Source organism: Bartonella sp. AP258QHHD, from assembly GCF_042196145.1.
In the GTDB taxonomy this organism is placed as follows: domain Bacteria; phylum Pseudomonadota; class Alphaproteobacteria; order Rhizobiales; family Rhizobiaceae; genus Bartonella.
Map to the genome: position 1 here is coordinate 349 of NZ_JBHIPR010000014.1, position 25,202 is coordinate 25,550.

Annotated in this window: 15 protein-coding genes and 1 pseudogene; 7 read left to right on the forward strand and 9 right to left on the reverse strand. The window is 37.1% G+C overall.

Annotation, left to right across the window (positions count from 1 at the left end):
• The 7 genes and pseudogenes from ACFIMM_RS01045 to ACFIMM_RS01075 all read right to left on the reverse strand — a co-directional run.
• Nucleotides 1-656, reverse strand: a pseudogene (locus tag ACFIMM_RS01045) (hypothetical protein); the annotation flags it as partial.
• Nucleotides 607-1,566, reverse strand: coding sequence for a hypothetical protein (locus tag ACFIMM_RS01050; protein ID WP_375692578.1), 960 nt, complete (start codon nt 1,564-1,566; stop codon nt 607-609). The pseudogene ACFIMM_RS01045 and the gene ACFIMM_RS01050, both read right to left, overlap by 50 nt.
• Nucleotides 1,567-1,992: 426 nt before the next feature.
• Nucleotides 1,993-2,295 (reverse strand): hypothetical protein, encoded by a 303-nt coding sequence (locus tag ACFIMM_RS01055; RefSeq protein ID WP_375611461.1) that lies wholly within the window; start codon nt 2,293-2,295, stop codon nt 1,993-1,995.
• A 180-nt stretch (nt 2,296-2,475) separates the two neighbouring features.
• Nucleotides 2,476-2,670 carry a hypothetical protein gene (locus ACFIMM_RS01060; RefSeq protein WP_375681851.1) on the reverse strand — a complete coding sequence of 65 codons (195 nt, stop codon included), beginning with the start codon at nt 2,668-2,670 and terminating at the stop codon, nt 2,476-2,478.
• Between the two features lie 612 nt (nt 2,671-3,282).
• Nucleotides 3,283-8,007 carry a YadA-like family protein gene (locus ACFIMM_RS01065; protein WP_375682574.1) on the reverse strand — a complete coding sequence of 1,575 codons (4,725 nt, stop codon included), beginning with the start codon at nt 8,005-8,007 and terminating at the stop codon, nt 3,283-3,285.
• Nucleotides 8,008-8,638: 631 nt separating this feature from the next.
• Nucleotides 8,639-14,956, reverse strand: coding sequence for a Vomp family autotransporter (locus ACFIMM_RS01070; RefSeq protein ID WP_375692579.1), 6,318 nt, complete (start codon nt 14,954-14,956; stop codon nt 8,639-8,641).
• Between the two features lie 1,052 nt (nt 14,957-16,008).
• The gene (locus ACFIMM_RS01075) at nt 16,009-16,515 is read right to left on the reverse strand and encodes a helix-turn-helix domain-containing protein (protein WP_375682576.1); all 507 of its coding nucleotides are present in this window, start codon (nt 16,513-16,515) and stop codon (nt 16,009-16,011) included.
• A 148-nt stretch (nt 16,516-16,663) separates the two neighbouring features.
• On the opposite strand from ACFIMM_RS01075, the gene ACFIMM_RS01080 reads away from it, so the two are divergent.
• The 3 genes from ACFIMM_RS01080 (at nt 16,664) to ACFIMM_RS01090 (ending at nt 17,726) form a co-directional block, all read left to right on the forward strand.
• On the forward strand, nt 16,664-16,903 hold the full coding sequence (locus ACFIMM_RS01080) for a hypothetical protein (RefSeq protein ID WP_375612875.1): 240 nt from the start codon (nt 16,664-16,666) through the stop codon (nt 16,901-16,903).
• A 104-nt stretch (nt 16,904-17,007) separates the two neighbouring features.
• Nucleotides 17,008-17,454, forward strand: coding sequence for a hypothetical protein (locus ACFIMM_RS01085; RefSeq protein WP_375612874.1), 447 nt, complete (start codon nt 17,008-17,010; stop codon nt 17,452-17,454).
• Between the two features lie 2 nt (nt 17,455-17,456).
• Nucleotides 17,457-17,726 (forward strand): hypothetical protein, encoded by a 270-nt coding sequence (locus ACFIMM_RS01090; protein WP_012754562.1) that lies wholly within the window; start codon nt 17,457-17,459, stop codon nt 17,724-17,726.
• 319 nt (nt 17,727-18,045) lie between these two features.
• Here the strand turns inward: ACFIMM_RS01090 and ACFIMM_RS01095 are convergent, their stop codons facing one another.
• Together ACFIMM_RS01095 and tmk are read right to left on the reverse strand one after the other, a co-directional pair.
• Entirely contained in the window at nt 18,046-19,257 is a 1,212-nt protein-coding gene (locus tag ACFIMM_RS01095; RefSeq protein WP_375682577.1) for an MFS transporter, read from the reverse strand.
• A 600-nt stretch (nt 19,258-19,857) separates the two neighbouring features.
• Nucleotides 19,858-20,505 (reverse strand): dTMP kinase, encoded by a 648-nt coding sequence (gene tmk / locus ACFIMM_RS01100; RefSeq protein WP_375638173.1) that lies wholly within the window; start codon nt 20,503-20,505, stop codon nt 19,858-19,860.
• A gap of 1,213 nt (nt 20,506-21,718) precedes the next feature.
• Between tmk and ACFIMM_RS01105 the strand changes: the two genes are divergently transcribed.
• From ACFIMM_RS01105 to ACFIMM_RS01120, 4 genes are all read left to right on the forward strand, one after another.
• On the forward strand, nt 21,719-22,438 hold the full coding sequence (locus ACFIMM_RS01105; RefSeq protein ID WP_375682578.1) for a hypothetical protein: 720 nt from the start codon (nt 21,719-21,721) through the stop codon (nt 22,436-22,438).
• The gene (locus tag ACFIMM_RS01110; RefSeq protein ID WP_375682579.1) at nt 22,407-22,793 is read left to right on the forward strand and encodes a hypothetical protein; all 387 of its coding nucleotides are present in this window, start codon (nt 22,407-22,409) and stop codon (nt 22,791-22,793) included. Before ACFIMM_RS01105 ends, ACFIMM_RS01110 begins: the two co-directional genes overlap by 32 nt.
• The gene (locus ACFIMM_RS01115) at nt 22,790-23,995 is read left to right on the forward strand and encodes an ATP-grasp domain-containing protein (protein ID WP_375682580.1); all 1,206 of its coding nucleotides are present in this window, start codon (nt 22,790-22,792) and stop codon (nt 23,993-23,995) included. The genes ACFIMM_RS01110 and ACFIMM_RS01115 overlap by 4 nt, the downstream gene beginning before the upstream one ends.
• Before the next feature lie 167 nt (nt 23,996-24,162).
• The gene (locus ACFIMM_RS01120) at nt 24,163-24,480 is read left to right on the forward strand and encodes a YqcI/YcgG family protein (RefSeq protein ID WP_375682604.1); all 318 of its coding nucleotides are present in this window, start codon (nt 24,163-24,165) and stop codon (nt 24,478-24,480) included.
• The last annotated feature ends 722 nt before the right edge of the window (nt 24,481-25,202 follow it).

Consider the following 25,202-nt stretch of genomic DNA (forward strand, 5'->3'; position numbering starts at 1 on the left):
GTAATAGTACCTGCATCTCCTTCCTGCTTAACGAGACTATTTTTTGTCGCATTCGCAATCTGATTTTGGATATTCGTGATAGAAGTATCAACAGCATTAAAAGCAGAACCAACATCATTATGAGAATTACCCTGAATTGTGTAAGTTGGTGCTTTACCATTAGATACATCTGCACCACCACCAAAATATTGTGATGTATTTTGACTTACACTTGCAACGTCCCGATTAACCTGCTCCAACTGCGCAAAATTCACTGCATCATCAGGTTCTTCCCCAGCTGCCACTCCTGTAATCTGCTTATTGCCAGCATCAATACCATCCACAGTTATTTTAGCCCCATCAGCAAACAAAATGCCATCATCACTGATAGAGCTTCTCCCAGCGGTAACTCGTTCCACTGTAATATTATTAGCTAGATCAAATGTTACATTATTGTTTTCCCCACCTTTTGTAATCTTAAGGTTGTCACTTGCAGCCGACAAATCTACAGTATCTTGTACACCAACAGCTTTAGCATTTTTACCTCCAACAGATAGTGTCCAACCTTGGTCTACGTATTTTTGTAATGATTTTAACTGTGCAACATTAACGGCATCAGTGTCGCCACTACCAGCTGCCACTCCTACAATCTGGCGCGTTTTTTTTTGATTTAGCATCACCAACACTCACTGCACCTAGCGTACTCGCCCATATCATGTCGTCAGAATCTGAAGGGCCTTTAGTTAAAGAATTATACCCGATAGCGCCAGCAGCAACATCAGCCACAGACTCGCTCCCAAGAGCAACACCCTTATGCTCAGTCGCTCTTGCATCTGAACCAATCGCTATCGAAAGATCTGTTTGAGCTTGAGCACCATAACCTATAGCAATTGCTTGTTGTCCACCTGCAAGTGATTTGTTACCGAATGCAATACTATCAACGCCTTTTGCTTTTGCACGCCCACCAATAGCAATCGTATTGCTTGCTACTGCTTCAGACGCAACCCCTATAGCAATACTTGCTTGTCCACCTGCAAGTGCAGCAATACCAAAAGCTTGTGATCCCCCAAACTTTGCAGTTGCAGCCGCTCCAAATGCTGTTGAATAATGCCCCGTTGCGGAAGATCCACACCCAGTTGCAAAAGAATACACACCATAAGCTTCAGGCAGAACATTTGAAAGACCACCGGTTGCTTTTCCCATATATCCCCCCTTACCGGTCAGACCATCATCAACCCAATTAAGCTGAACCTTCGCCCAGTTAAAAGGACGCTTGCCATTAATCTCTTTATTCATAGAAACTCTTTCATATAGTTCCTCTGCAGTGATTTGGTTATCAGTACCTTGATTGCTTCCACCACGATCAACAACATTAAACACACCACAGTAATCCTTATCGCCAGCTAATACAATACTGCCATGGCTAGCGTATTGATAAGACACGCTAGGACCACTTGTACTTTGAACTTTATCACTTGTTATCGCAAGATTTGCAGCAACCACAGGAGAAACACTCGACAAGAGCGTCGCTATAACTGTTCCCAATGAAACAGCTTTAATCAAATTTGGTGTTGAATATTTTTTCATAATACCCCCTCATAACAATAGATTAAAAACACAAAAAAGGTGTGTTCTAGAGCTTTCTTATTTCCCTTGCGTGTTCCTGCTTTTACAGCGTGTTTTAGGACATAAATAAAATTAAGACGTAAGCTGTTGTTTCTGCAACGCCTTTAGAGGGTAATTAGGGGTAGGTTCGTGAAAGTCAATTTGAGGAAGGTAAAAAAATACTTAATATTAGAATGGATTTCGTTTTTCTATCAAAGGTTGTGTGTCGTTTTTAGCTTTGATCTCTTTGAAAAAGGTATAATTTTTGTGCCTATTGATCATCCGCTTAGGCATCAGTTTATTTTTCGTGAATAAGATTTTTTATTTCATTAGAGGATTTATGAAAGCTTTTTACTAAAATGCCCCATCTATATCCTTACTAATGGTAATGTGTCTCGTTGCTGTATCCTATTTTACAAAAATACTCACTGCTACTTGTTCTTTTATTCCCTTCAGTTGTGAAAAATTCACTGCATCAGTATTGCTAGTTCCTTCTGCAACATTTGTTACTTTTTTACTTGCCGCATTAATATTACCGGTGGTTATTTGCGGGACATCAGTAATTACTAAGCCTGTTGCATCGACTTTTCTTTTCTCTCCTAATGTTATGCTTTTCAATGCTATATCATTAGCCAAACCAAATATGAGCTTATTTTCATCGTCCTTATCTCTTTTAACCCTGAAGTTACTTCCTCCCGATGAAAAATTCATTGTACTATCTAGCACCCATATCTTTAGCTGCCTCACCAGAAATAGACTGTTTCCACTCTTTTTTTCTTACGACTTCTTCTAAATCTTGCAACTGTCTCAGGTTCACCGCATCGGCAGATTTGCTATCAGCTGCTACGCCTATAATTTGTCGCGTTATGTTCTTACTAGGAACACCAATATTTACTGAAACTTTCGTACTTTTCCATTGAGATTAGGTGTTTTTAGCCAGTCCTTGCAGAACAGACGTATCCCCAAAAACGCCAGCAGTCCTACCAGACACAGAGCTGTTCCCGATAGCCCCCCATCAACCATCACTTTAGAATAGGAACCTAAAGCGATACTTCCAACCCCTTTTGCTTTTGAATAGAAGCCCATAGAAATAGCTTCTTGAGCAAATGCTTATGTACGGATGACCAAGAGCAATCGAACCATATTCTAAAGCTTTAGAAACAGCTGCTACTACTGTTGAATAATCACTCTTCGAAAGAGTATAATCATTTTCCCCGTGTTCGCTCTTCTTATTATATTCACTACCTATTGCGATACTGCTTTTCTCTAAAGCGTAAGCCATATTGCCTACAGAAACGCTTCATTCTTTTTCCGTTTGCGCTCCACTACCCTAAAGCAATACTTGTGTTTGGAGTACGTTGCATATCTGTAGATCGTTGCATTATAAAGCATACGTTTAAAACTATACGAAAATAAAAGCTAAAACTGTCTTCTTTTAATAAAGGGTATATTCGTATTTACATTTCTTGAAGCATTTTAATAAATCAAAATAATAGCAATCAATTTTTTAAATCTTTACCATTAAGGTCTTTTATTCTCAAAAAAAGTTGTCATAGGCTTTTTATATTCGGATTTTATATAATTACGGGTGTTTTATACATTTAGAATAGCTTTAGAGAACTCTGGAAGAAAGTAAAAAATTTGCCCTTTTCTTCAATTAAGAAAAAGGCAAATCAATTTTATGGATTTAGTCGTTTATTAGTTGAGTATCACATTAACCCCTGTACTTATACCCCAGTGACCTCCAGAAGTGGTAATTGACAAGTTGGAACCAATATCACCGTTCTCTGAAGTATAACCTGCACCAAAAGCAAAAGCAGATTGACTACGCCATAAACCACTACCAAATGCGATTGTTAATTTTCCAGGAATATCACTATAGCGTAAACCAGCTACTGCTAAACCAACAGCTGCTGCTTGTCTTGCCTCTTTTCGAACATCCTCAACAGCATAACTTAATGTCGAAAACTTCATATCCGTATACGAATTAGCCTCACTAACTCCATCTTTTACAAGATGAGAAACTTGCTCATCCGTATACTTATTGGCATTTTCAAGCACAAAATCCATCTTATCTTTTAATTGACCGCCATTAATCGCTTCTTTCGAATCCTTTTCAATCTTTCCATCGGCTACATTGGCTATTAATACTGGAGAACTTTCATCTCCACCAACTAAGCTAACTTTATTGGTCTTTTTGCCCGTTTTTTTATCTTTATCGTATTGTACAGATCCCTCCGTAACTTTATTTTCAATATCCTTGACCTGATCTGTAATCATTTGCTGAGTTTCCCAAAGCTGTCCTCCATTCACAGCTTCTTTTGAATCTCTGTCTACCTTGCCATCCTCTACATTGATAATCTTACTTGGACTCTTAACACCCTGAGCATCAACATGAGATGCATCATAGCTTCCTTTTTCTTCATTCCAATTCAGACTATTCGAAGAGGTACCTTTTTCAACTTCTTTTATACGATCGTTGATAGTGCTCATGCTGTCATTAACAACATCAAATGCTTCAGAGACATTATTACGCTCCTCTTTATCACCTTTCGTACCATCCTTATTAAAGACCTGAACGGTGAATTTTGGTCCTTGCCAGTTTCCTTCCTTATCATAACCAGCTCCTCCACCAAAATATGAGGCAAATGTCTGTTGAAGAGTATAAATCTGACCACCATTAATCGCATCAGTCGAATCTTCTGATATCTTTCCTTTCGCAAGGAACGTGATCTTGCTGTTTTCCTTTTTACCTTCTTCCTCATGCTGTGCTACAAACGCACCTGCATCATCACTCCACAACAACGCATTTTGCTCAATGTTGTCTGAAATCTCATTATGAAGATTCTTGAAAACCTTATTTACACCGGCAAACGCGGCTGCAATGCTATCATAATCCTCCTCTACAAAGCTTCCATCTTCTTGGAAAGTCATTATCTTGAAACCTGGAAGGACCCAGCCATCACCATCATACTTAGCATCACCACCAAAATACTTTGCTAGCGACTGATTCAGATCATAAATCTGTCCACCATTAACCGCATCACTCGAGCCTGATACTATAGAGCCAGCCGCAAGTGATGTGATCTTGCTTGCTTTTCTGTCCTCACCTTTCCCATGCAGAGCGACAAAAGCTTTGTCACCATCGCTCCAAGATAAAGAATCTTGTGCAACTCCCTCTGAGACCTCCTTAATGCGAGCGTTCACATTCTTGATATTCTCATCAAGCCCTTTAAAGGCAGAACCAACATCGGTATGCGGTTTATCTGTTACTTCACCACCTTTATCAATACTAGATAAATTATAAGTTGGCCCTTTAAAAGCACCATCCTTAAATTCAGCATCTCCACCCAACAATTTTGCTATATCCATTGAAAGAATGTGAACTTGTCCTCCATTGATAACATCCGTTGAGTTTTCCGCAATCGATCCGGCGGCTACATTATGGAGCGCAACAGGTGTAGCATCCTTCCCTTTCCCAAAAGTTACATTTGTATAATCAGTTTGATTATCTGTTGTTTTATCGTAAAGAACAACAGAAGAACTATCCGACAGAAGGGTATCAGAAAGATCCTTCAAACCTTTATCAAATTGTTCTTTGTTCACAGCTTCATTGGCTTTTTCTGCTGCCTTTACACCAGAAAGAGTTCGATCCTTACCACCCTTGTTTGCGATATTGATTTCACTACCTTCTACTCCTTTACCAATGTTGATAACATCTTCATTTTTCGTAACAAGCAAATTACTGATTACATCGCTGATCGCAGTTTGAACCTTTGTGAAAAGTTTACCCACACCTGAAAATGCATCTGATACATTCTTATAGCTTGATTCAGCTTCAGTGCCATCATCATTGATAATTTTGAGCTTAAAATCAGGAACTTTCAATTCCCCATCCTTATATTCAGCGTCATCAGAAAAATATTTTGCAACCTTATCGCCCAGTGAATAAAGTTGAGAACCATTTACGGCATCCATCGATTCTTTCGTAATATCTCCTACAGCAAGCGATGTGATTTTACTTGCCTTTCTGTCATCACCTTCCCCATGCTGGGCAACAAAAGCTTTGTCAGCATCGCTCCAAGATAAAGAATCTTGTGCAACTCCTTCTGAGACTTCCTTAATGCGAGCATTCACATTCTTGATATTGTCATCAAGTCCTTTAAAGGCAGAACCAACATCGGTATGCGGTTTATCTGTTACAACACCTTTTTCATCAATATTCGATAATTTATACCCTGGTACTTTAAAGTTTTTTCCATCAAAGGATACATCTCCACCTAAAATTTTTGATAAATCCCCAGTAATTGTATGAAGCTGACCACCATTAACGGCATCTGTCGAATTTGTGCTAAGATCTCCACCTGCAAGACCTGTTATTTTTTTACCTGCAGCATCAATACCATCCGCTATTACTTTGGGACCATTTTCAATAGTTAAGCCCGTTTTATCTAAAGTGATGTCTTTTAATTTTACACTGTTCAATGTGACATCTTGTGCCAAATCAAATGTTATTTTTTTGTCTTTATTGTCTGTTGTATCACTATTTTTAATCTCAAAGTTTTTGCTTCCAGAAACCAAATTTAATATATCACCCGGCTGAAAGTTTGAAACAGCCTTATCATTAAGAGAAAGTGTCCACCCTTGTGCTACAAATTCTCTTAATTTTTTCAGCTGTGCAATGTTGACGGCATCAGTGTCTGCATAACCCGCTGCCACACCTGTAAGCTGTCGTGTTATCTTATTCGGAGTATCACCAACACTAAAAGCTCCTTGAGTGCTCTTCCATATCACACCATCATCCGTTGACTGGCTCCCTATGGAAGGATCATAGCCAACTGCGGACACTGAGTTACGAGAAACAGATTTATAACCCACAGCAACACCACCCTCAGGAAGTACTTGTACATTTGAACCTAATGCCATACTATTTTTAGCTGTTGCAGCTGAAAGTCCACCTAATGCAATACTATTTTCACCAGATGCATTTGCAAAACCACCTAATGCAATACTATTTTCACCAGATACATTTGCAGAACCACCTAATGCAATACCATTGTTAGCAGTTGCACTTGAAAGCTTACCTATAGCAATACTTTCTTGCCCACCTTTTCCCTCACTGGCAGCAATTGTAATGCTCTCCGTTTCGGCGTGCCATTTAAAGACACTATCATCGGCAGCTTTTTTAATCTCATTGTGAAGATTTACATAAGACTTACCCACACCCTCAAAGGCTTTGGCTACATTTGGAAAACTTTCTTCTTCCATCTCATTCGTCTCAGGATTTAAAGTTTTAATTTTGAACTCTGGATTATCCCATTGACCATTCGTAAATTTAACACCACCGCCTAAATATCCAGCTATATGGGTAGCTACAACATTCAACTGACTACCATTTACCGCCTCTTGTGAATCTGCACTAAGATCACCAGATGTAACGCCCATTACCTTTTTATTTCCAGCATCAATACCACCGGTGGTTATTTTCGGACCATCAGTAATCACTAAGCCCGTGGCATCGAAGGTATTTGTACCTGCTTTTAAGCTTGTTAACATAATGTCTTGAGCCAGATCAAATTTTACTTTATTGTTATCTTCGCCCTTTGTAATATTTAGGTTGCTACTTCCTGCGGAAAAATCTACCGCGCTATCCATAAAAACGGTTGTAGCATTTTTATCTCCAACAGAGAATTTCCAACCGTTTTGTCTTACAACTTGTTCTAAGTCCTGCAACTGTCTAAGGTTCACTGCATCGGTAACATTAGAACCAGCTGCTACGCCTGTAATTTGTCTGGTTATACCCTTACTATAATCACCAAATGAAACTGTTCTCTCTTTTTCATCAGAACTATCGGTTAGAGAAGAGCCGATTGCAATGCTATTTTTAGTATTTCTACTACTACCAGCTAAAGCAGTTAAGCCGATAGCAATCCCTTGGTCAGCCTTCGTCTGCGCTACCTGCCCGAAAACAATAGCATCATGCGCTTCTCCCTGAGCTCGTTCACCATAAATAAGAGAATTACCCAAATCCTGACTGCTAGTTATCTGATCTCCCTTTACAACTCCTGGAGTTAAAGCTGCTCTTGTTATTTTTTTACTTCCAGCATTCATATCAATTGAACGTATCGAATCGCTGGTTTCTGCCAAAACATTCACTATAGGATTATAATCACTTACACCAGTAAGAGTTTTGGTTAAAAAATTTTCATAGTCATCAGCAGCACTTACCTTGGATGTCAAAGCAACATTCAGCGCTGTTAAATAATTTTCCTGTGATGAACTAGAAGAATCCAAATCATTCGAAAAAACAGGGGAAATACTGGCTAAAAGTGCCGCTATTGAAGTCAAGGATAGGACTTTAATAAAAGGAAAACGAGAAAATTTTAAATTGCTCCCTGCTAATTTTGTATATAATTTTTTCATAATGAACTCCCCAATGAAAGAAATAACTATAAACACAAAAAAGACACATTTAAACGCTATTAGGTCCCCTAAAATTGGTTTTTCTAAACGTATTCAAAAATTTAGTACCTGACTGAAAAGATAGAGAAGTTGTGTTTTAGGTTTTATGGTTAATGCGTTTTGCTCTTTTACATTTCCTAAGAAAGTAAATTTTTTTGTGGTGATTGGTTTTTTTAACCTTTAAACTTATTGGTTGTTTTTTGCAAGGGGTAGAGTTAATTTAGCATATTGTTTTATAGCTTCTTCCAGTAAAGTTGAAATACATTTGAATGGAGATTTTTGTCTTAGTAGAAAGCTTTTTAATAGATTTGTAGAGAGCAAAAGGTTTTTTTATCTGTAGAGTGCTACAGATTTTTCAGATTTAAAAATTAAAGAAGAAAATAATAAACTTATAATTTATGAAAAAACTCATTATCTTATTTTGAAATAAGAGGTTCATTTTGTTGAAAGCGTCCGGTTTTTCTGTTTTTTAAACCTGTATTTATCGTTAGCGCTTATCAATTTATATATATTTTTTTACATACGTAACAACAATTCACCCCTGCCTCATGAGACAGGGGTGAAAAGGAATTTTTATGTATTTTGTTTATTATCAATTCAATGTCATATTGAATCCCGCACCTACACCCCAGTGACCTCCAGAAGTTGTTGCGGATATGTTAGAGCGGTATTTTCCATTTTCTGAGGTGTAACCTGCACCAAAGGCAAATGCAGACTGACTACGCCATAAACCAGTACCAAATCCAACGCTTAATTTTCCAGGTGTATCATTGTAGCGTAAGTTAGACACTGCAAGACCAATAGCTGCTGCTTGTCTTGCCTCTTTTTTCACACTCTCAATACTATAGTTTAAAACATCAAACTTCATATCTGTATATTGCTTAGCCCGATCAACAGCATCATCAATCGCATCAATCACAATATTATTAACCCGTTGATCTGTATACTGCTTGGATTCATCAAGAATAATCTTCATCTGTTCTTTAGTATAATCATGAAGTTGACCACCATTTACAGCCTCTTTCGAGCCTTTTTCAATTTTACCATCAGCTACATTATCAATCAGAACAGGTTCACTGGCATCCCCCCCCGCTAATGTGATTTTATTGGTTTTTTTGCCGTTTTCATCTCTATCATAACGAACAGCATCCTCTTCAATGCCGTCAACTCTATTATTGATGTTATCAACTTTGGCATCAATATTGATAACTGTATCACCAATATCAGCAATCGTATTGGAAATGGTATCAACTCTGTTGGTAAGATGTTTCACATCTTTTTCGACACCAGTGACACGTTCATTGGTTTCCCAAAGTTGCCCACCATTGACGGCATCTTTCGAGCCTTTTTCAACTTTACCATCAGCTACATTGATAATTTTATTCGGCTTTCCATCGCGACCAGCATCATAGGCTTTTTCTTTATCATTCCACTTTAAAGCATCTGAATCGACCTTGTTGATGACATCATCAATACGGTTATTAATATTTGACATATTTTTATTGACGTCACCAAAAGCATCAGCGACATTATGATGCTCTGTCTCAACAGTCGTACCATCAGCATTGACTTGAACAATCTTAAAAGTAGGATCTGTCCATTTGCCATTCTCATATTTGGCACCGCCACCGAAATAATTCGCAAGTTGGTTATTCATGGAATAAAGTTGGTTGCCCGTAATGGCATCTGTTGAACCTTGAGCAATCTCACCATCTAAAAGATACTTCAATTTGCTGTTTGTTTTCTTGCCATCTTTTTCATGACGTGCAACGAATGCTTCTTCCTCATCATCCCACAGTAAAGCATCTTTAGAGAAATCTTCAATTTTCTGGTTAAACTCATTGGATACATTCGTTAAGCGTTGATTCACATCTTGAACATTTTTATCAAGACCTGTTAAAGCATCACCAACATTGTAAAAATTAGCCTTCCCTACTTCACCACCTACAATAGCGGATAAAGTATATTTCAGCCCTTCAAAAGCACCGTTAATGAACTTTGCACCACCACCAAAAAACTTTGCAATATCTGCTGATATTTTATTAATCTGACTACCATTGATTGCATCGTTGGAATTTTCAGAAATGCTACCATCTTTTACGTTATGAAGAGCAACTGGTCCGTTGTTCTTATCGCCGCCCAAAGTTACACTACCATAATTAACACTATTATCGTCATTCTTATCATAGAGAACCGCAGCAGCAGTTACTGTCTCAATATCTTTAGAAATCTTATTTATGCTTTTATCAAGTTGGTCTTTGTTAACAGCTTCATCACCATTTTCTGCCTCCCGCACGCCAGAAATTTTACGTCCTGAACCACCAACACCTGCAATATTGATCTCAGTACCAGCGGTATCCTTACCAATAGTAATAATACCTGATGCACCTCCATCTTGCTTAACAAGACTATTTTTTACCACTTCGGAAATCTTATTATCAATATGTGTGATAGAAGTATTAACACCTGTAAACGCTTCCGTAACATTATGATAGGTCTTCCCCTGAATAAGGAAAGCTGGTTCTACACCATTCAGTACATCTGTACTACCCCCAAAATATTTCGATGTATTTTGAGCGACTGTTTTAAGATTGTCAGTAACAGTTGTAATCTTCTTATCCGTAGCAAAAAGCTGTGAACCATTTACCGCTTGCGTTGATGTTTGAGAAAGTTCTCCATCTTTCACACCAGAAAGTGTTCTTTCTTGATTATCTTTATTTACAAGGCTGATTTCAGTACCACCAGTTGCTTTACCCACAGTAATAAGACCATCTTCTCCCTCCTGCTTTACAAGGCTATTTTCTGTTACATTGTTAATCTGATTATAGATATCCGTAATAGAATTATTGACACCTTCAAAAGCATCAGCGACATTATGATGCTTTTTCTCAACAATAGTGCCATCCTCATTACGCTGAGAAACTTTGAAAGTAGGATCTATCCACTCTCCATTCTCATAGCGAGCACCACCGCCAAAATAATTCGCAATCTTATCGCCCATCTTATAAAGTTGAGAACCATTTATTGCATCTGTTGAATCTCCTGAAATATCGCCATCCGCAAGGAACTTAATCTTACTATCTGTCTTCTGTCCATCTTTTTCATGAAGTGCAACAAATGCACTCTCAGAACTGCTCCACAATAAAGCATCTTTAGAGAGACCCTGAATTTCCTCAGTAAAATTATTGACTACATGTGTTAAACGACTATTCACATTTTTGACATTCGCATCAAGCCCAGTCAAAGCATCACCAACATTTTCAAAGGTTTTCTGTTCTACCTTACCATCTGCAGAAACGGTAGATAAATTATACTGTGGTCCAACAAACACACCATTTTCAAATGAAGTACCACCACCAAAGAATTTTGCAATATCTCCAGAGATTGTATTAATTTGACTACCATTTACAGCTTCCATGGAGTCTTTGGAAATTTCACCATTTTTTACACCTGCAATGGTTCGCTCTCCCTCAGTACCTGTAATATCAATTTTCGTACCGCCTTTTTCAGCACCAATAGTGATAAGCTTCTGATCTTCTTTCCATTTAACAAGACTATTTTCTGTTACATTATTAATCTGACTATAAATATCTGTGATAGAAGTATCAACAGCAGCGAAAGCATCCGTTACATTGTCGTGTTTTGTATTCTGAACCATAAAAGTTGGTTTGATACCATTAAGTATATCTGTCTCCTCACCACCAAAAAAATCCACTATATTAGTAATATAATTAAACAGTTGATGGCCATTTATTGCTTCTGTTGAATCGGAACTGACTTTTCCAACTGCAACGCCAGAAATAATTCGATCCTTGCCTTCAGAGTTCGCAATATTGATTTCGATACCTTCTTTTTCAGCACCAATGGTAATATTTTTGTTACTTTTACTCCATTTAACAAGACTATTGTCTTCTATCTCAAACTTCATTTTATATAATTGTGAAAGATTAACAGCATCATGCTCATTGCTACCATCTGCGACTCCTGTAATTTTTGTATTGGCGGCATGAATACCACCCTTGGTCATTCTTGGGCCATCTTTGATCATGAAACCGGCATTACTCATTCTGCTGTCCCCTGTTTCTACACGACCAACTTTAATATATTCGCTTAAATCAAACTTTACTTCATTGTTATCACCTTTGGTAATTTTTATATTTGTGTTCTCACTCTCATTATTATCATCGTCTTTATGCTTAACTGCAACAAACTTTACTGTACTTCCTGCTTCAACATCTGTAGCTTCTTCATCTTCAACAGCAAGTTTCCAGCCCGTTTCCATCCCCGCTGTAAAGTCTTTCAGCTGTTTATAATTTACTGCATCAGTATCATCAGTACCAGCTTTCACTTTTGTAATCTTTTTGCCACCAGCATCAATACCTTTCATAGTTATGCTTGGACCACCATCAACAAACTTAAAGCCATCGTTGCTCATAATGCTGTTGCCTGTCGTGACACTCGTGAGCTTAAGAGTATCATTCAAAGAAAATGTAACTTTATTACTGTCTTTTGCAATTTTTATATTTTTGCTACCATCTTCATTTTCACCAGCAACAAAATCTACTGTACTCCCAGCTTTAACATCTGTAGCATTGTTACCATCAACAGAAAGTTTCCAGCCATTTTCTGCAAGTGTCCTTACCTCTTTCAGCTGTTCATAATTTACAGCATCAGTATTGCCTTCTGCCTTAGCTACTCCTGTAATTTTTTTATCACCAGCATTAATACCATTCAAAGTTATGCTTGGTCCATTACCATCAATAAACTTAAAGCCCTCATCACTCATAATGCTGTTGCCTGTCGTGACACTCGTAAGCTTAAGGTTATCATTCAAAGAAAATGTAACTTTATTACTGTCTTTTGCAATCTTTATATTTTTGCTTCCGTCCTCACCCGCATCCGCAACAAGATCTACTGTACTCCCAGCTTTAACATCTGTAGCATTGTTCCCATCAACAGAAAGTTTCCAGCCTGCTTCAGCAAGTGTTCTTACCTCCGTCAACTGCTTATAATTTACAGCATCAGTATCTTCTTCCCCTGCCGCTACCCCTTTAATCGTTTTATTACCAGCATGAATGCCATTAACAGTTATGCTCGGCCCCTCATCACCGTCAAATCTAAAGCCAGCAGCATCCATAATGCTGTCTCCTGCTGTGACAGTCATTACCTGAATATCATCAGCTAGATCAAATGTGACATTGTGATCATTATCTTTTTCGATCTTGATATTTTTTGTACCTTTATTGTCAACTGACTGAAAATTTACTGTACCATTTGGACCAATAGCCGTAGCATTTCCACCGTTAACAGCAAGCTGCCAACTCGTTTTGTTCGCGTTTTTCACCTCTTGCAACTGTTTATAATTCACTGCATCGTTAGGTTCAGACCCATCTGCTACGTTTGTGATCTTTTGCTTGGCTGCATCAATACCATCAATAGTCATGCTTGGACCATCATTACCATTAATAAAAAAGCCGTCTACAGTCATGCGTGAACCGCTTTCACCGTTAACAAAAAAGCCATCATCACTCATCGTGCTTTGGCCTGTGGTGACTTGCGTCAATTTAAGATGATCATTTAAAGTAAATTCAATTTTATGCTTATTATCTGCAGTGTTTTTTGCAATCTTTAAGTTGTCTTTTCCCGCTTCTTTTTCACTTTTCACTGAAAAATCTACAGTATTGCCTGAATTCACATCTGTCGGATCGGTATCGTTAGCAGAAAGTTTCCACCCCCCTCCCCCTGCTATGATATCTTTCATAGCTTTTAGTTGCGCCACGTTTACCGCATCAGTATCTTCACTTCCAGCTGCAACCCCTGTAATTTGTCGTGTTAACGTACCATTACCACGACCGCCAACTTCACCAACGCTAAAAGCGCCTGTGGTGCTCTTCCATGCTATACTGGTTTTTGTTGTCCCTTTACCTGTTGCAGGATCATAACCAGCAACCCCCTTCTCTCTATCAGAGATAGCCCCACCACCTACAGCAACACCATCTCTAACAAGCACTTGCGAATTTACACCAATGGCAACCGAATCTTCCTTTTCAGCATAAGCTTGCGTACCTATAGCAATCGCATTTTCAGCATTCGCGATTACTTTTCTGTTAGGATCATTTTCTTCGGTTCTGTCAGAGCGCCTGCCCCCTATTGCAATAGCACCTGAAGCTTTAGCTTCAGCATCTGTACCTATAGCAATCGTATAACTCTTTTCTGCCTTTACCTTTGTACCTAAAGCAATGCTATTTGTACCTAATGCAGTTGCAAGCCCTCCAATAGAAACTGAAGATTTGCCCGATGCTTCTGAGCCTACACCCATAGCAACACTTGCTATACCACTTGCAAGTGCGGAAACACCAAAAGCTTGTGCACCCCCTGCCTTTGCTGTCGCACCTGCACCAAATACGGTTGAATAATTACCCGTCGCTGCAGATCCACAACCCGTTGCAAAAGAATAAACACCATAAGCCTCAGGCATAGCATTAACGATACCACCAGTGTTTGTTCCCATATAAGTAGCATTGTTGGTTAGAATCCCAGCGGCTTGCCAAGTAACCTTTTCAGTGGTCGTGCCGTAAGGACTACGACCTCCAAAAACTTTCTCACCAATAAATCTCTCATATTGTTGCTCTGCGGTTATTCGTTGACTTTCACCAACTCTCTCTTGTTGCTTGCCGCCACGACCAATAACATTGTCTGCACCACAGTAGTCATCATCACCAGCAAAAACAACACTCCCATGACTACCGTGTGGATATACAACACCAGTACCAGGTGTACTTTGACTCGTCCCTCCTACTATCGCAAGATTCGCCGCAAAAACAGGAGAAACACTCGATAAGAGTGTGGCCATTACCGTACTAAGAGAGACAACTTTAATTAAATTTGGTGTGGAATATTGTTTTTTCATAAGAATCTCCTCCTACAGAGTTCAACATCATCACAACGCGCGAAAACACACATGGCAAAACCCTTAGTTTGCGCACTTCAAAAACCAATAAATCAAGACAAAACTCCCCCCTACGATACCGATACTTATCCGGCATCGACCTAAAATCTCTGCAACAACATCGAATCTAGAAAAGTCCCCAACCCTTTTAGCTAGAGGGATTCAAGCTAAAAAATAAATAAAAACACAAAACTTTGAAAATATACTGTTATCTCCATTCAAAAATACTGCGATTTATCTCTTAACAAAAATAGTTTCACTAAAGAGCAATTCTACTTTTCAAATAAAGCGCATCAGAAGAATGGCAAGAGTGTAAAAATTATTTTTTATAAATTTATAAAAATACTTCTCAATAAATTAGCTGTTCTTATAAGCACAAATTTATGATTTTTTAACTTATAGCATAATGTAATAATGACGATTATCATGATAATCTCACTTTTTGTTGCGAGGTAAACTGTTTCAATATATTATACATCTCTTTGAAAGAAATCTGTCTTAAATATAATGATGCACGCTCTGTAAAAAGTTTTAACGTGCTCATCTTATCATCTTCATAAAAAGACAAAAGCGCATCTATAAATAGTCTTTCGTTCTTCTCTCTTATATATCTGTTACCCTTCTATAGGAACAAAACATCGTCATTGTATTTTCACTGTTGTATAAATTTTTTAATATCACAAACCGAAAAGAAGCTGTTTTCTAAACTCTTTCCTCTCACAGAACCCACTGTATTTTCACTATTGTCCGTATCTTTTCTTCAACCAACAAATATTTCAGGAATGGCACTATATTAGCTTCTTTTTGTAGAAATTTTGTTTGTATCACTACTCGTCATTCTTTTTATCTGTATTAGAGCAATGTATTGATTTATAATGATAATTTATTATTATTCAGGTTGAATAAAAGACTCAAAAATTGTGAGATTTTCACATTCCAAACTTGGTTATATAGCAGAAGATCAAAAAAGTTTTATTTTTTAAAAGGCTGTTCGTTCATATCTTATGAAATTTCTAGAGGTGTTTTTCAGTTTCGATTTTACGTCTTAAATGTAATTTTAAAAGCGGCAAAGTGGCTTCGATTTCTTCTATATCATTGAGGTTTTGAATAAGCTCTTGCAATCTTCCATAAAGCTCTGCTGCTAATTCCGCAACATCTTCAGGAGAAAGTGTTATTTTTGCATCATGATAGGTCGTATAAACTAAATGTCCAAGCTTTTTCATCAGCCCAGCAGGAATCGCCTGCGGTTTAAAACCAGCTGCTTTCGCCTTTGCCATATCTGAAAACATATCACCATTGCCTGTTACTAGCCAATCTAATGAAACACCACAAATTTCTTGATATTTGGAGAGTGCAGAGGCTGTAGGCTCACTTATACCAGTTTCATAAGTTCCTATAGAGCCAGCAGTGATACCAAGATGTTCAGCAAACTGCTTACGCTCTGTAAAACCAAGAGCGTGACGCACTTCACGAAAACGTTTTGCCAACTCAGTTTTAGGTTTTGCTTCCGGACGAGCCAAAAAAACACTCCAAAATCAATATAATTGCTGACTAAATAATTATATTGATTTACATCTATCATTACTGCCCCTTAAGAAGAGCAGTTATCACATACATAACCCCACAAAAACGGATGTTACAGCATCCATTCAAGCAGGAGCGAAAATTATGACAATTACAAAAATGCAATCGCCGTGGTATTTTTCTGAGCTGCGCCCCTGTAATATAACCTTGGAAAAACTCAAGCCTATCAGAGGCTATTTTCCAGAGTCAAAAACATTTGGACACAGGCCAATGAAAAAACTAAATGCGCCCCTGCCAACTCTATCAGTTTGCATGCCAAGCCAATTCTTGCCAACTGCTTTCTCAAAAGTTGCAGTCATATTCTTTCAAAAGCAAAAAGCCTAATACGATTCTCTTCATTTCATGCTGTGTAATATACCACTGAAATCTTATTACAAAAATATGCTAATGCATTTCCCATAGGTTTTTATAAGGTAAAAAGTTTATCAATGTCTAAAAATCAATATAAAATAGGCAAAATAATTGGTATTCTACAAAAAATGAGATTATCACTCGTTATTAAAAAGTTAGACGTTTACAAACCCTGTTTGCTTATTTTATATATTAATAGCACTGATTTAGCTGTAACTGGCAATAGAGATTTCAGGGTGTTTGGTTTATCGTCAGAATACTCTTCCTCTACGCATATTAAAAGCCTTTTGGCAATGTATTTTAAATGCTATAAATTCTATAGTAAACACATTGCCATCCATATTTACAATTGGGCGCTTCAAAATCTTGGAGTAATAAAATCTTTAATAGGCTTTGATTTAAAAGCGCGTATTTTGCAGAAAATTGACAAAACCATGAGGTTCGTATACATGGCAATTTTAAGTGATGATAGTGGAGTGATACTTAAAAAAGCTGCATGGAAACCCGCAACGTTGAGGAATTAAGCATGACCTCTTTATGCGATAAAGAATTATCTGATACACTGGTTGGTCTTTATGACGACTATCAACGCGGTTTCGACATTGGAGAAGAGCTTAAACTGTGCGTGGATTTGGCGTTATCTCTTGAATTGGAACTCAGTATTCACCGTTTAAGTGAAACAGATGCTGTTTTAAAAAAAGAGATTGTGCAAACCTTGCATCGTCGTAGAAATACTCATTCCAATGAAGATGAAATTGATACAATTTTTCATATGGATTTTGAAAAACAAAAATAATACAATACTCTCCCCATATGATACGATATTACCTCATCGCTTTACTTTCTGCTACGCTTAGACAAAAAACTTTCAAGAAGATTTAAAGTGTTACGTTTTCGTCTTCTTAACAACAGTGAGATGAATTAAAGAAACGCATCAATTCTTTTAGATCATTATCAAAAAATAGAGAGTATTCTCTAGCATACATCAATTTATGCTTTGTTCATTAAGCACCAACTTTTACATTTTCTCAACTCTCCTTTAAAAGCAAAATGTGAAATGTACTGCAGCGTAAATATTTATAAAATAGCGTATGTTGTCCACACTTAAATGTAATTTATTGTTTTTCATGTTTATAAAACAGCACTATGAGTATTCCAACAAACGCAACAATGCTTTGAAAAAAATATATCGATTGAGGTGATATGCTACTGTTATCGCTTGCCATAATGAGATAGACTCCGAGGATCAAGCATCCAGAGATACCATTAAAACTTGCCTGCAATCTTCCTTGGTATTCAGGATCACAAGAGAGTTGTGATAAAGAAATCGAAAGAGCCCAACTCGAAAGTCCAAATCCAATCATAAAGTAAACAGGAAAAACAACAAAATTGTGTGTATTAACAGATAGAATAGCAAGGCCAATAGCCATAAAAGCTAATAAAATGGCTAATGTTTTCCTTATGGATAAAACTTTACAAAGAAGTGGTGAAAAAAACGCACCTGTCAATACACCCATAGAATAAAGCACCTCAAATATTGCAAAGGTCCTGTTATCCGCATGTAAAACCTCTTGTATATAAGGAACGAGAATAACAGGAACGGTCATCAAAAGAGTCATAATAATCATCTGGCTTATATAAGGTACAACAAGAGCTGGATTCTGTTTAAAATAATGAAGGGATGCTGTATAATTTTCCCACCAATTTTGCTGGTTTTGTTTTTTAGATCTTCGGTTTTTAGGTACCTTCATTGCAAAATTAAATAAACCAGCAATGATAAAGGATATACCACCTATTAGAAGAGTTCCTTTTGTTCCTGCATAGGACAGTATAAATCCACTTAAGCCCATACCTACGATAGTGCCAAGTTCATAAACCATATCGATGGTTGCATTTGCATTGATGAGCTGTTCCTTCAGCACAATACTTTGAATTAAAGAAATAGCTGATGGCATATAAAAAGGAATAAAAATACCCAAAAGAGCAGATAAGACCATCAATTCAATTTCTATACCAAAATGCCAAAGCATTACCCAGCCCACGATTACCAAACCTCTCACAAGATTTGAAATAATAATCTGCGTTTTACGGTTATATTTATCTGCCAATATGCCAAAAATAGGCGCAAAAATAATGCCAGGCGTCCAAAGAAAAAGCATCATCAACGCTATACCACGGATTGAGCCCGTCTGATTGTAAGCGAGCCATGACAATGTAATATAATTTAGTCCACTTCCAAATGTAGCAAATAAGCCGCTCAAAGTAAAATAGAGAAAAGTTCTATTTTCAAATAAAGCAATGCGTTCCTTCAAATTTGAAGTGAACATAAATTATCCTCTAAAATGAATACCAGTCGATATGCATGATACATCCTGTTTAAAAACAGGCATTCTTACAATTTTTATTTTAGATCATTAAATTTAAGAAAGCAAAATTTCTTTTTTGAGGCTTTTACAATCTTTGTGCTGTTTTATGATTAATTCTTCTATGAAAACGGAACATTTATGGACAAAAACAAAATTAATATTTTATGTGCGTTTTATTCAGAAGCTACACCTTTATACATATGTGAAACAATTTTACGGTATGGAAGCTTCACTCACATTATTGTCCTTATTATTCTGTGCACTAAAATATGCTCGAGTATATTCCTCCATGTCGTTCTTCTATCACCACACTTCGTCTCTAAAAGAATAAACATACTATTATCCTCACAATAAATATTGCTAATTTTTCTACTCCCCTTCTCTAAATCTTTTAAAACAAGCCCATTACAGTTAGTTTTCTAATTAAAATATATAACGTGATATTTTTCCTGAGCAGTTAAATTATTGCAATCACATCTCTAAAGTTTCAGATTTAGAGTAAGAATACATAAAGGAGGATTTATCGTGGATAAATTGATTAATAAATGATTTTATTCATAATCAAAAAAACTTATCTATATGATGTCGTATTTGATGATGAATTAAAGAAACAGGAGTAGTTCCATCAATTGTTATAAACCGCTCATCTATTTCCGATAAAACTTTGTATACTTTGTAAATTTTTTCAATAAAAGAGAGTTTTTCTTCATATTTTAAGTTTAAACTATCCCTTTTCTGCAACCGTTCCAGTATAGTAATGGGCGGTAAATGAAGATAAAATGTAATATGAGGTCTTGGAATAGATTGATTTAATTTAACGACACTTTCAACAGAAAGCTCTCGAGCATAAAAATAAGCAAGACTAGAATAAACATATCGATCGCTAATTAATAAATTTTGCGATGACGTTAAGGAAGGTTCAATAATTTCAAGCGTATATTTGCGTCTATCTGTCGCTGATAAGAGTGCTAAAAGCAACGGATCAATTGCTTTTCCATTATCTAAGTAATCTCTAATTTCTGGATTATTTCTATACCAATAACTGGGTTGAAAAGTTTGTATTATATGTTTTTCTGTTGAGTAATGGCGTGCAATTTCTTTTGTTTGTGTTGTCTTACCACTCCCATCAAACCCGCATAAGACAATAAAAGAACCAGAAAATTTCTTTGAAGACCACATGGAGTTATAAACTTTTTTATCAAGATACATTTTGTCTATATACTTTCCATAAGTTAAATTGTTTTATATCTGAAATCTCTTAATGTTTAATAAGGTGTTTTTTAACTCGTCTCTAAACAGAAAAACACAATACTCCCGCATTTTGTATAACTTATTAACTTTATGATAAATGGCGGTATATAGACTTAGTTTTAAGATAATGTTATATTTTAGACAACTTAAAATGAGATTAAGTATTTGTAAAAAATATATTTTTTTGTTCACACTCCATAACCTGTCATTTTTTGACGAATTCTAGTAGAGTTTCTGAGGATTACTCCTATAGCGTCGTGTAAGTGTATAGAAATGAGTTCGATCTCAGTATATTATTGTCCCTTAAGAGCTGCTACTAGATTGCGCTCCATAGGAAGATAATGAAATCAACTCTATCTTTTCTCAAACCACTGCCCTCGCTATAAGCATTTGATATCCGATCCCGTCAAAAAGCAGCAGAGCAATTCTTGGAAAACATCGCTGAGATATTGAAATATGCCTAGCAAAAGCGTTTGAATCAAATGTTTCACTATATTTTTCGGTATATTCATAAACTGAAACTAAGAATATTATAATAAGACCTCAAACAACGACGACGCCCAAATCAGCCGTAATAAAGCCTCCTAAAACTGAACCAATAATACCTTCTCCCTATAAAAAGACTACTATGTAAAGGCTTTAATACAATACCTTAGCGCTAATGCCATAAATGTTTCTGATAGATAACGAAGTTTATTGTCACAACAACATCTAACAACGGTCAATAGAAAAACCTAAACCTTGAGTATAAATGGAGGAAATCTTAAGAGTGCAAACACAGCCCTCCCAAGAACATAGCTATACTGGTCATTTAGCGAAGAAACTCCTCATTGGAAAAGCAACTCACAAGAGATACAGTAAAAATACCAACCGCCTCCGCTCTCAGTTTCTCCAAAATTAGCTATCGCTATGAGAAACGTTATCGTTCAAATCTGTATCATGCTTCTATCGAAAAAACTTGACATGCCTAACAACATATATATTAGCTTTTTGTAAAAATGTATAATTTATAGCATGTGTATTTAACATGGGGGGATAATGTGCACAAACAACTGATGTTTCGGTTTTATGGGCTTGTTGTCCTGCTGTATCTTTCTGATATGGTTTATTTTTAAGTAATCTTTGGAATGCTTATCGCATAACATCCTCATCGGTTTTCCTGGGCGTAACCATGGCTTTGGGCACCCTTATGCCCTATCTTTTGAAAAAAAGCGGTCTTGTGCGCATTAAAGCCTCATTGCGGTTGGTCGATTTATACAAAAGGCGGATCATTATCTATAGCCTTTTTTTATTGATTGCTCTTTTCCATTACGCTGATTCCCCCTTTGGTTTTATCGCTGTCTCTATCTCTATCGGCTATCTCTCTTTGATTACCTTAAGCACACTCGAGACTTATAATACTAAACTAGCACTTAGTGGTTATATTAGCGCCCAAAAGGCTTCCCGCATTATGCAAACAGTGGTGCAAATTGGCGCATTTTTGGGAGCAGCACTAAGTGGTTATCTCTTAGAAGCGACCAGCCCTCGAGGGGCAGCGGCTGAAATCGGTTATAATGGTTTGATTGTGACACTTTGTGTGTTTGACATCATTATAAGCCTTATAGCCGGATATATTATATTTTGCGATGAATACAACGCTACAGATACCACAGCACTTGCAACTGGTAAGAAGCCAGCACCTACACCGCAAGCGGATGGACTCTCCCGTGAGCTTAAACTTTTATGCGTCTGCATAGGACTTATTGGCTTTCATATTTGCGCTTATAATACGCTGGCAACCATTCTTTTTCAGAGTGTGAAAAATTTTGGCTCTGAAATACTATGGGCTTTGCAGTGCGGTTGCGGGCATGGGCGCTTTTTTGGCTGCTTTTATCAAAATCCCTCGTTTTGAATTTATTCTCCCAGCCCTTATGTTGAGCGTAGCTGATCTTATTTTTAGCACCACACAATCGCCCTATTTGGCTGTGGTCTTTTGCTTTTTTATTGGCTTTTCAATGAATACCATGCGAATTAATGCCCGCAAACATACGATTGAAGCGACCAAAACAGAGGCTCAAGCAGAGCTGGTGGGAAGCTATAGCGGCATGCTTTATACTCTCTCCCAGTCGGCAGGTTATGTCATTCTTGGTCTTCTTACAAGCTCTGCCCTTATGGGTCCTCAAGCAGCTGTTTATCTTCTGCCCCTTATAGGGCTAATAATCTTTATTTATGTTCTTTTCCTTTTATCACAGCGGAACAAAGTATGAGAAAACCTATTCTTATTGTCGACCCTTTCTCCACGGGTGCCCTCTATGGCCCTGCTTTGCAAAAATTAGGCTATGCTTGTTATGGTGTTGTCTCTCAACAAGCTCCTTTTTCACACTTTATGCTTTCTTATCAGGGAAAGGGCATGGCAGAAGCGAAGCTTCATAGTGTAGATGAGATAAAGAAACGCTTTCCTATCGGCACGATAGAGGCTGTAATAGCGGGTGCCGAAAGAGGTATCTATTGTGCAGAGCAATTGGCGGCTTATTATGGTTGTCTTGGGAATAACCCCTTGACTACCGATTGGCGACGGAAAAAAGCAGCGATGCAAAAACGTCTTTGTGAAAATGGTTTATCTTACATCCGATCAAAGATTCTTACAAAAAACGATTGTACTCTCGATGGTTTTGAAAGCCACAGCGGCTATGTGGTAAAGCCAAATGATTCTGCAGGGAGTGATGGTGTTTTGTTTTTCTCTAATCTTGAGGAAGTAGTAACGTGGGCCTCTGAAATCGACTGGAAGAAAAAAAATATTTTTGGCGCACCTAACGAGGCCTATTTGCTCCAAGAAAGATTGGAGGGAGAGGAATACATCGTCGATGCCGTTGTAAAGGGAGAGGCTATAAAAATATGTAGTTTGTCACGATATAAAAAAGGTATTCATAATGGAAGTACTTTTGTTTATGAAACGCTTGATGTGCTTGATTCTCAAGATCCCTCTTATGCCTCTCTTATCTCTTATGCAAAACAATGCATTCGCGCGCTGGGGATTGAATATGGACCTGCGCACGTGGAAATCATGCAAACAGCTCGTGGTCCAGTGATGATCGAAGTAGGAGCCCGCCTCCACGGAGGAATTGCACCCACCTTGTTCGCGCATTGCTATGAAGATGGTTTACTTGAAAGCTCCGTTAACCTTATTGCAGGCGTGTTTTCGCAAACCCCAAGTCGCTTTAAGAAAAAAGGGCGTATTATCTTCCTTATCAACGAGATCGACGGTCATATTATAAAAGATGTTAACGTATGGCGGCAAAAGCTTCATTCTTGGGAAAATGTGATTCATTTTACGCTTTTTTTTAAAGAAAACGAGCCCCTCCCCCTAACCATCGATTTAAATACCTGCCCAGCTATTATAGCAATTTGGGGACACAATGATGATGAATTATCAGCTTTGGAGAGGATCATACGTAGCAATTTCCTATAAAATACAACAATTGGGAGGAAAACATGGATTCAGCAGCGCAAATAATTGAAAATATAGACAAATATTAAAAATGGAAGCAGATCGTTTTTAAAGAATTCGATGCAACCATGAATAACACAATTAGACCTTTTCCCTGCCTATTCGGTGTAAATGGATACTCAAAAAATATGCTTAGATTTGAGTTCTACAACAAGCTGACTTCAAAAAATATGATGGAAGACATGATAACTTATTGCGATAACTATAAAAGTTTTGGAAAGAACACATCTTTTGTTGCATTCGAGGAGCCTGCCCCCATACAAAGTATCGAATTTTATAGAGAAAAATTCTGGTCTATACTTAAAGATTTGCGAATGCTTGATGACCGAGAATGGCCTAAGCATATACCAAAAAATATGGACAATCCTCTATGGGAGTTCTGCTTTCATGGGGAGCCTACGTTTATAGTTTGCAATACCCCATCCCATATAAACAGAATTAAGTAAGTTCTCTATTTATGTTAACTTTCCAGCTTAAGTGTTTTTTCTAAGTCTTCTCTCTACAGAACAAAATGTATTCTCGTTGTAGGAAAAAGGACTGAACCTTTTTATATTATCACAAAATCTCCTTATTTTAAGAAAATATAGCAAACTCCAAAATAGAGAATGGACGCAATATTTTCTGCAAGACAACACTATTGAATCCCTACCTTTCTCATATCATCTAATGAAACACGATAATGACTAAGTTTTCTAAAATTAAATTAAATAAAAATATTTATGATATATTAAAAATGATACTGCCAAAACAAGGCTCGATAGAGATTCAAAGGGATTTTCCAAAAAATACATAGAATGCAGTGTGTATGTATAAAACTTCTCAGGATGATCGTGTTAATAGCAATGTTTAGGGAAGCCTTTTGGGGAAAGATTTTACAGCAATTATGAGTATCTCTAGAATGAAAAGCGCTGACTTTTAGAACAGAGAGAAACATTGATTATAACAGTTTATTAGGCTAAACGCAGAATATTTATCCTAATAATGGATGGTTAAATTATAACGGGATAGTTTTTTGATAATCATAAAGAAAAAGGTATAGAGCGTGTTTCTTTTAGTTAAGGAAGAGTGTTGCTCATTTTTTTTCTAAAAGTAAGCAAATTCAAAGATAATTTTTTGTTCTTATAGTGGTGAGAAAATAATTGTCGAAGTCAGTGAAGGGGAGATTCCA

Coding starts and splice junctions, on each gene's coding strand:
- ACFIMM_RS01050 (WP_375692578.1), bottom strand. CDS start 1,566: ATGAAAAAATATTCAACACCAAATTTGATTAAAGCTGTTTCATTGGGA.
- ACFIMM_RS01055 (WP_375611461.1), bottom strand. CDS start 2,295: ATGAATTTTTCATCGGGAGGAAGTAACTTCAGGGTTAAAAGAGATAAG.
- ACFIMM_RS01060 (WP_375681851.1), bottom strand. CDS start 2,670: ATGGGCTTCTATTCAAAAGCAAAAGGGGTTGGAAGTATCGCTTTAGGT.
- ACFIMM_RS01065 (WP_375682574.1), bottom strand. CDS start 8,007: ATGAAAAAATTATATACAAAATTAGCAGGGAGCAATTTAAAATTTTCT.
- ACFIMM_RS01070 (WP_375692579.1), bottom strand. CDS start 14,956: ATGAAAAAACAATATTCCACACCAAATTTAATTAAAGTTGTCTCTCTT.
- ACFIMM_RS01080 (WP_375612875.1), top strand. CDS start 16,664: ATGACAATTACAAAAATGCAATCGCCGTGGTATTTTTCTGAGCTGCGC.
- ACFIMM_RS01085 (WP_375612874.1), top strand. CDS start 17,008: ATGTCTAAAAATCAATATAAAATAGGCAAAATAATTGGTATTCTACAA.
- ACFIMM_RS01090 (WP_012754562.1), top strand. CDS start 17,457: ATGACCTCTTTATGCGATAAAGAATTATCTGATACACTGGTTGGTCTT.
- ACFIMM_RS01095 (WP_375682577.1), bottom strand. CDS start 19,257: ATGTTCACTTCAAATTTGAAGGAACGCATTGCTTTATTTGAAAATAGA.
- tmk (WP_375638173.1), bottom strand. CDS start 20,505: ATGTATCTTGATAAAAAAGTTTATAACTCCATGTGGTCTTCAAAGAAA.
- ACFIMM_RS01105 (WP_375682578.1), top strand. CDS start 21,719: ATGGCTTTGGGCACCCTTATGCCCTATCTTTTGAAAAAAAGCGGTCTT.
- ACFIMM_RS01115 (WP_375682580.1), top strand. CDS start 22,790: ATGAGAAAACCTATTCTTATTGTCGACCCTTTCTCCACGGGTGCCCTC.
- ACFIMM_RS01120 (WP_375682604.1), top strand. CDS start 24,163: ATGCTTAGATTTGAGTTCTACAACAAGCTGACTTCAAAAAATATGATG.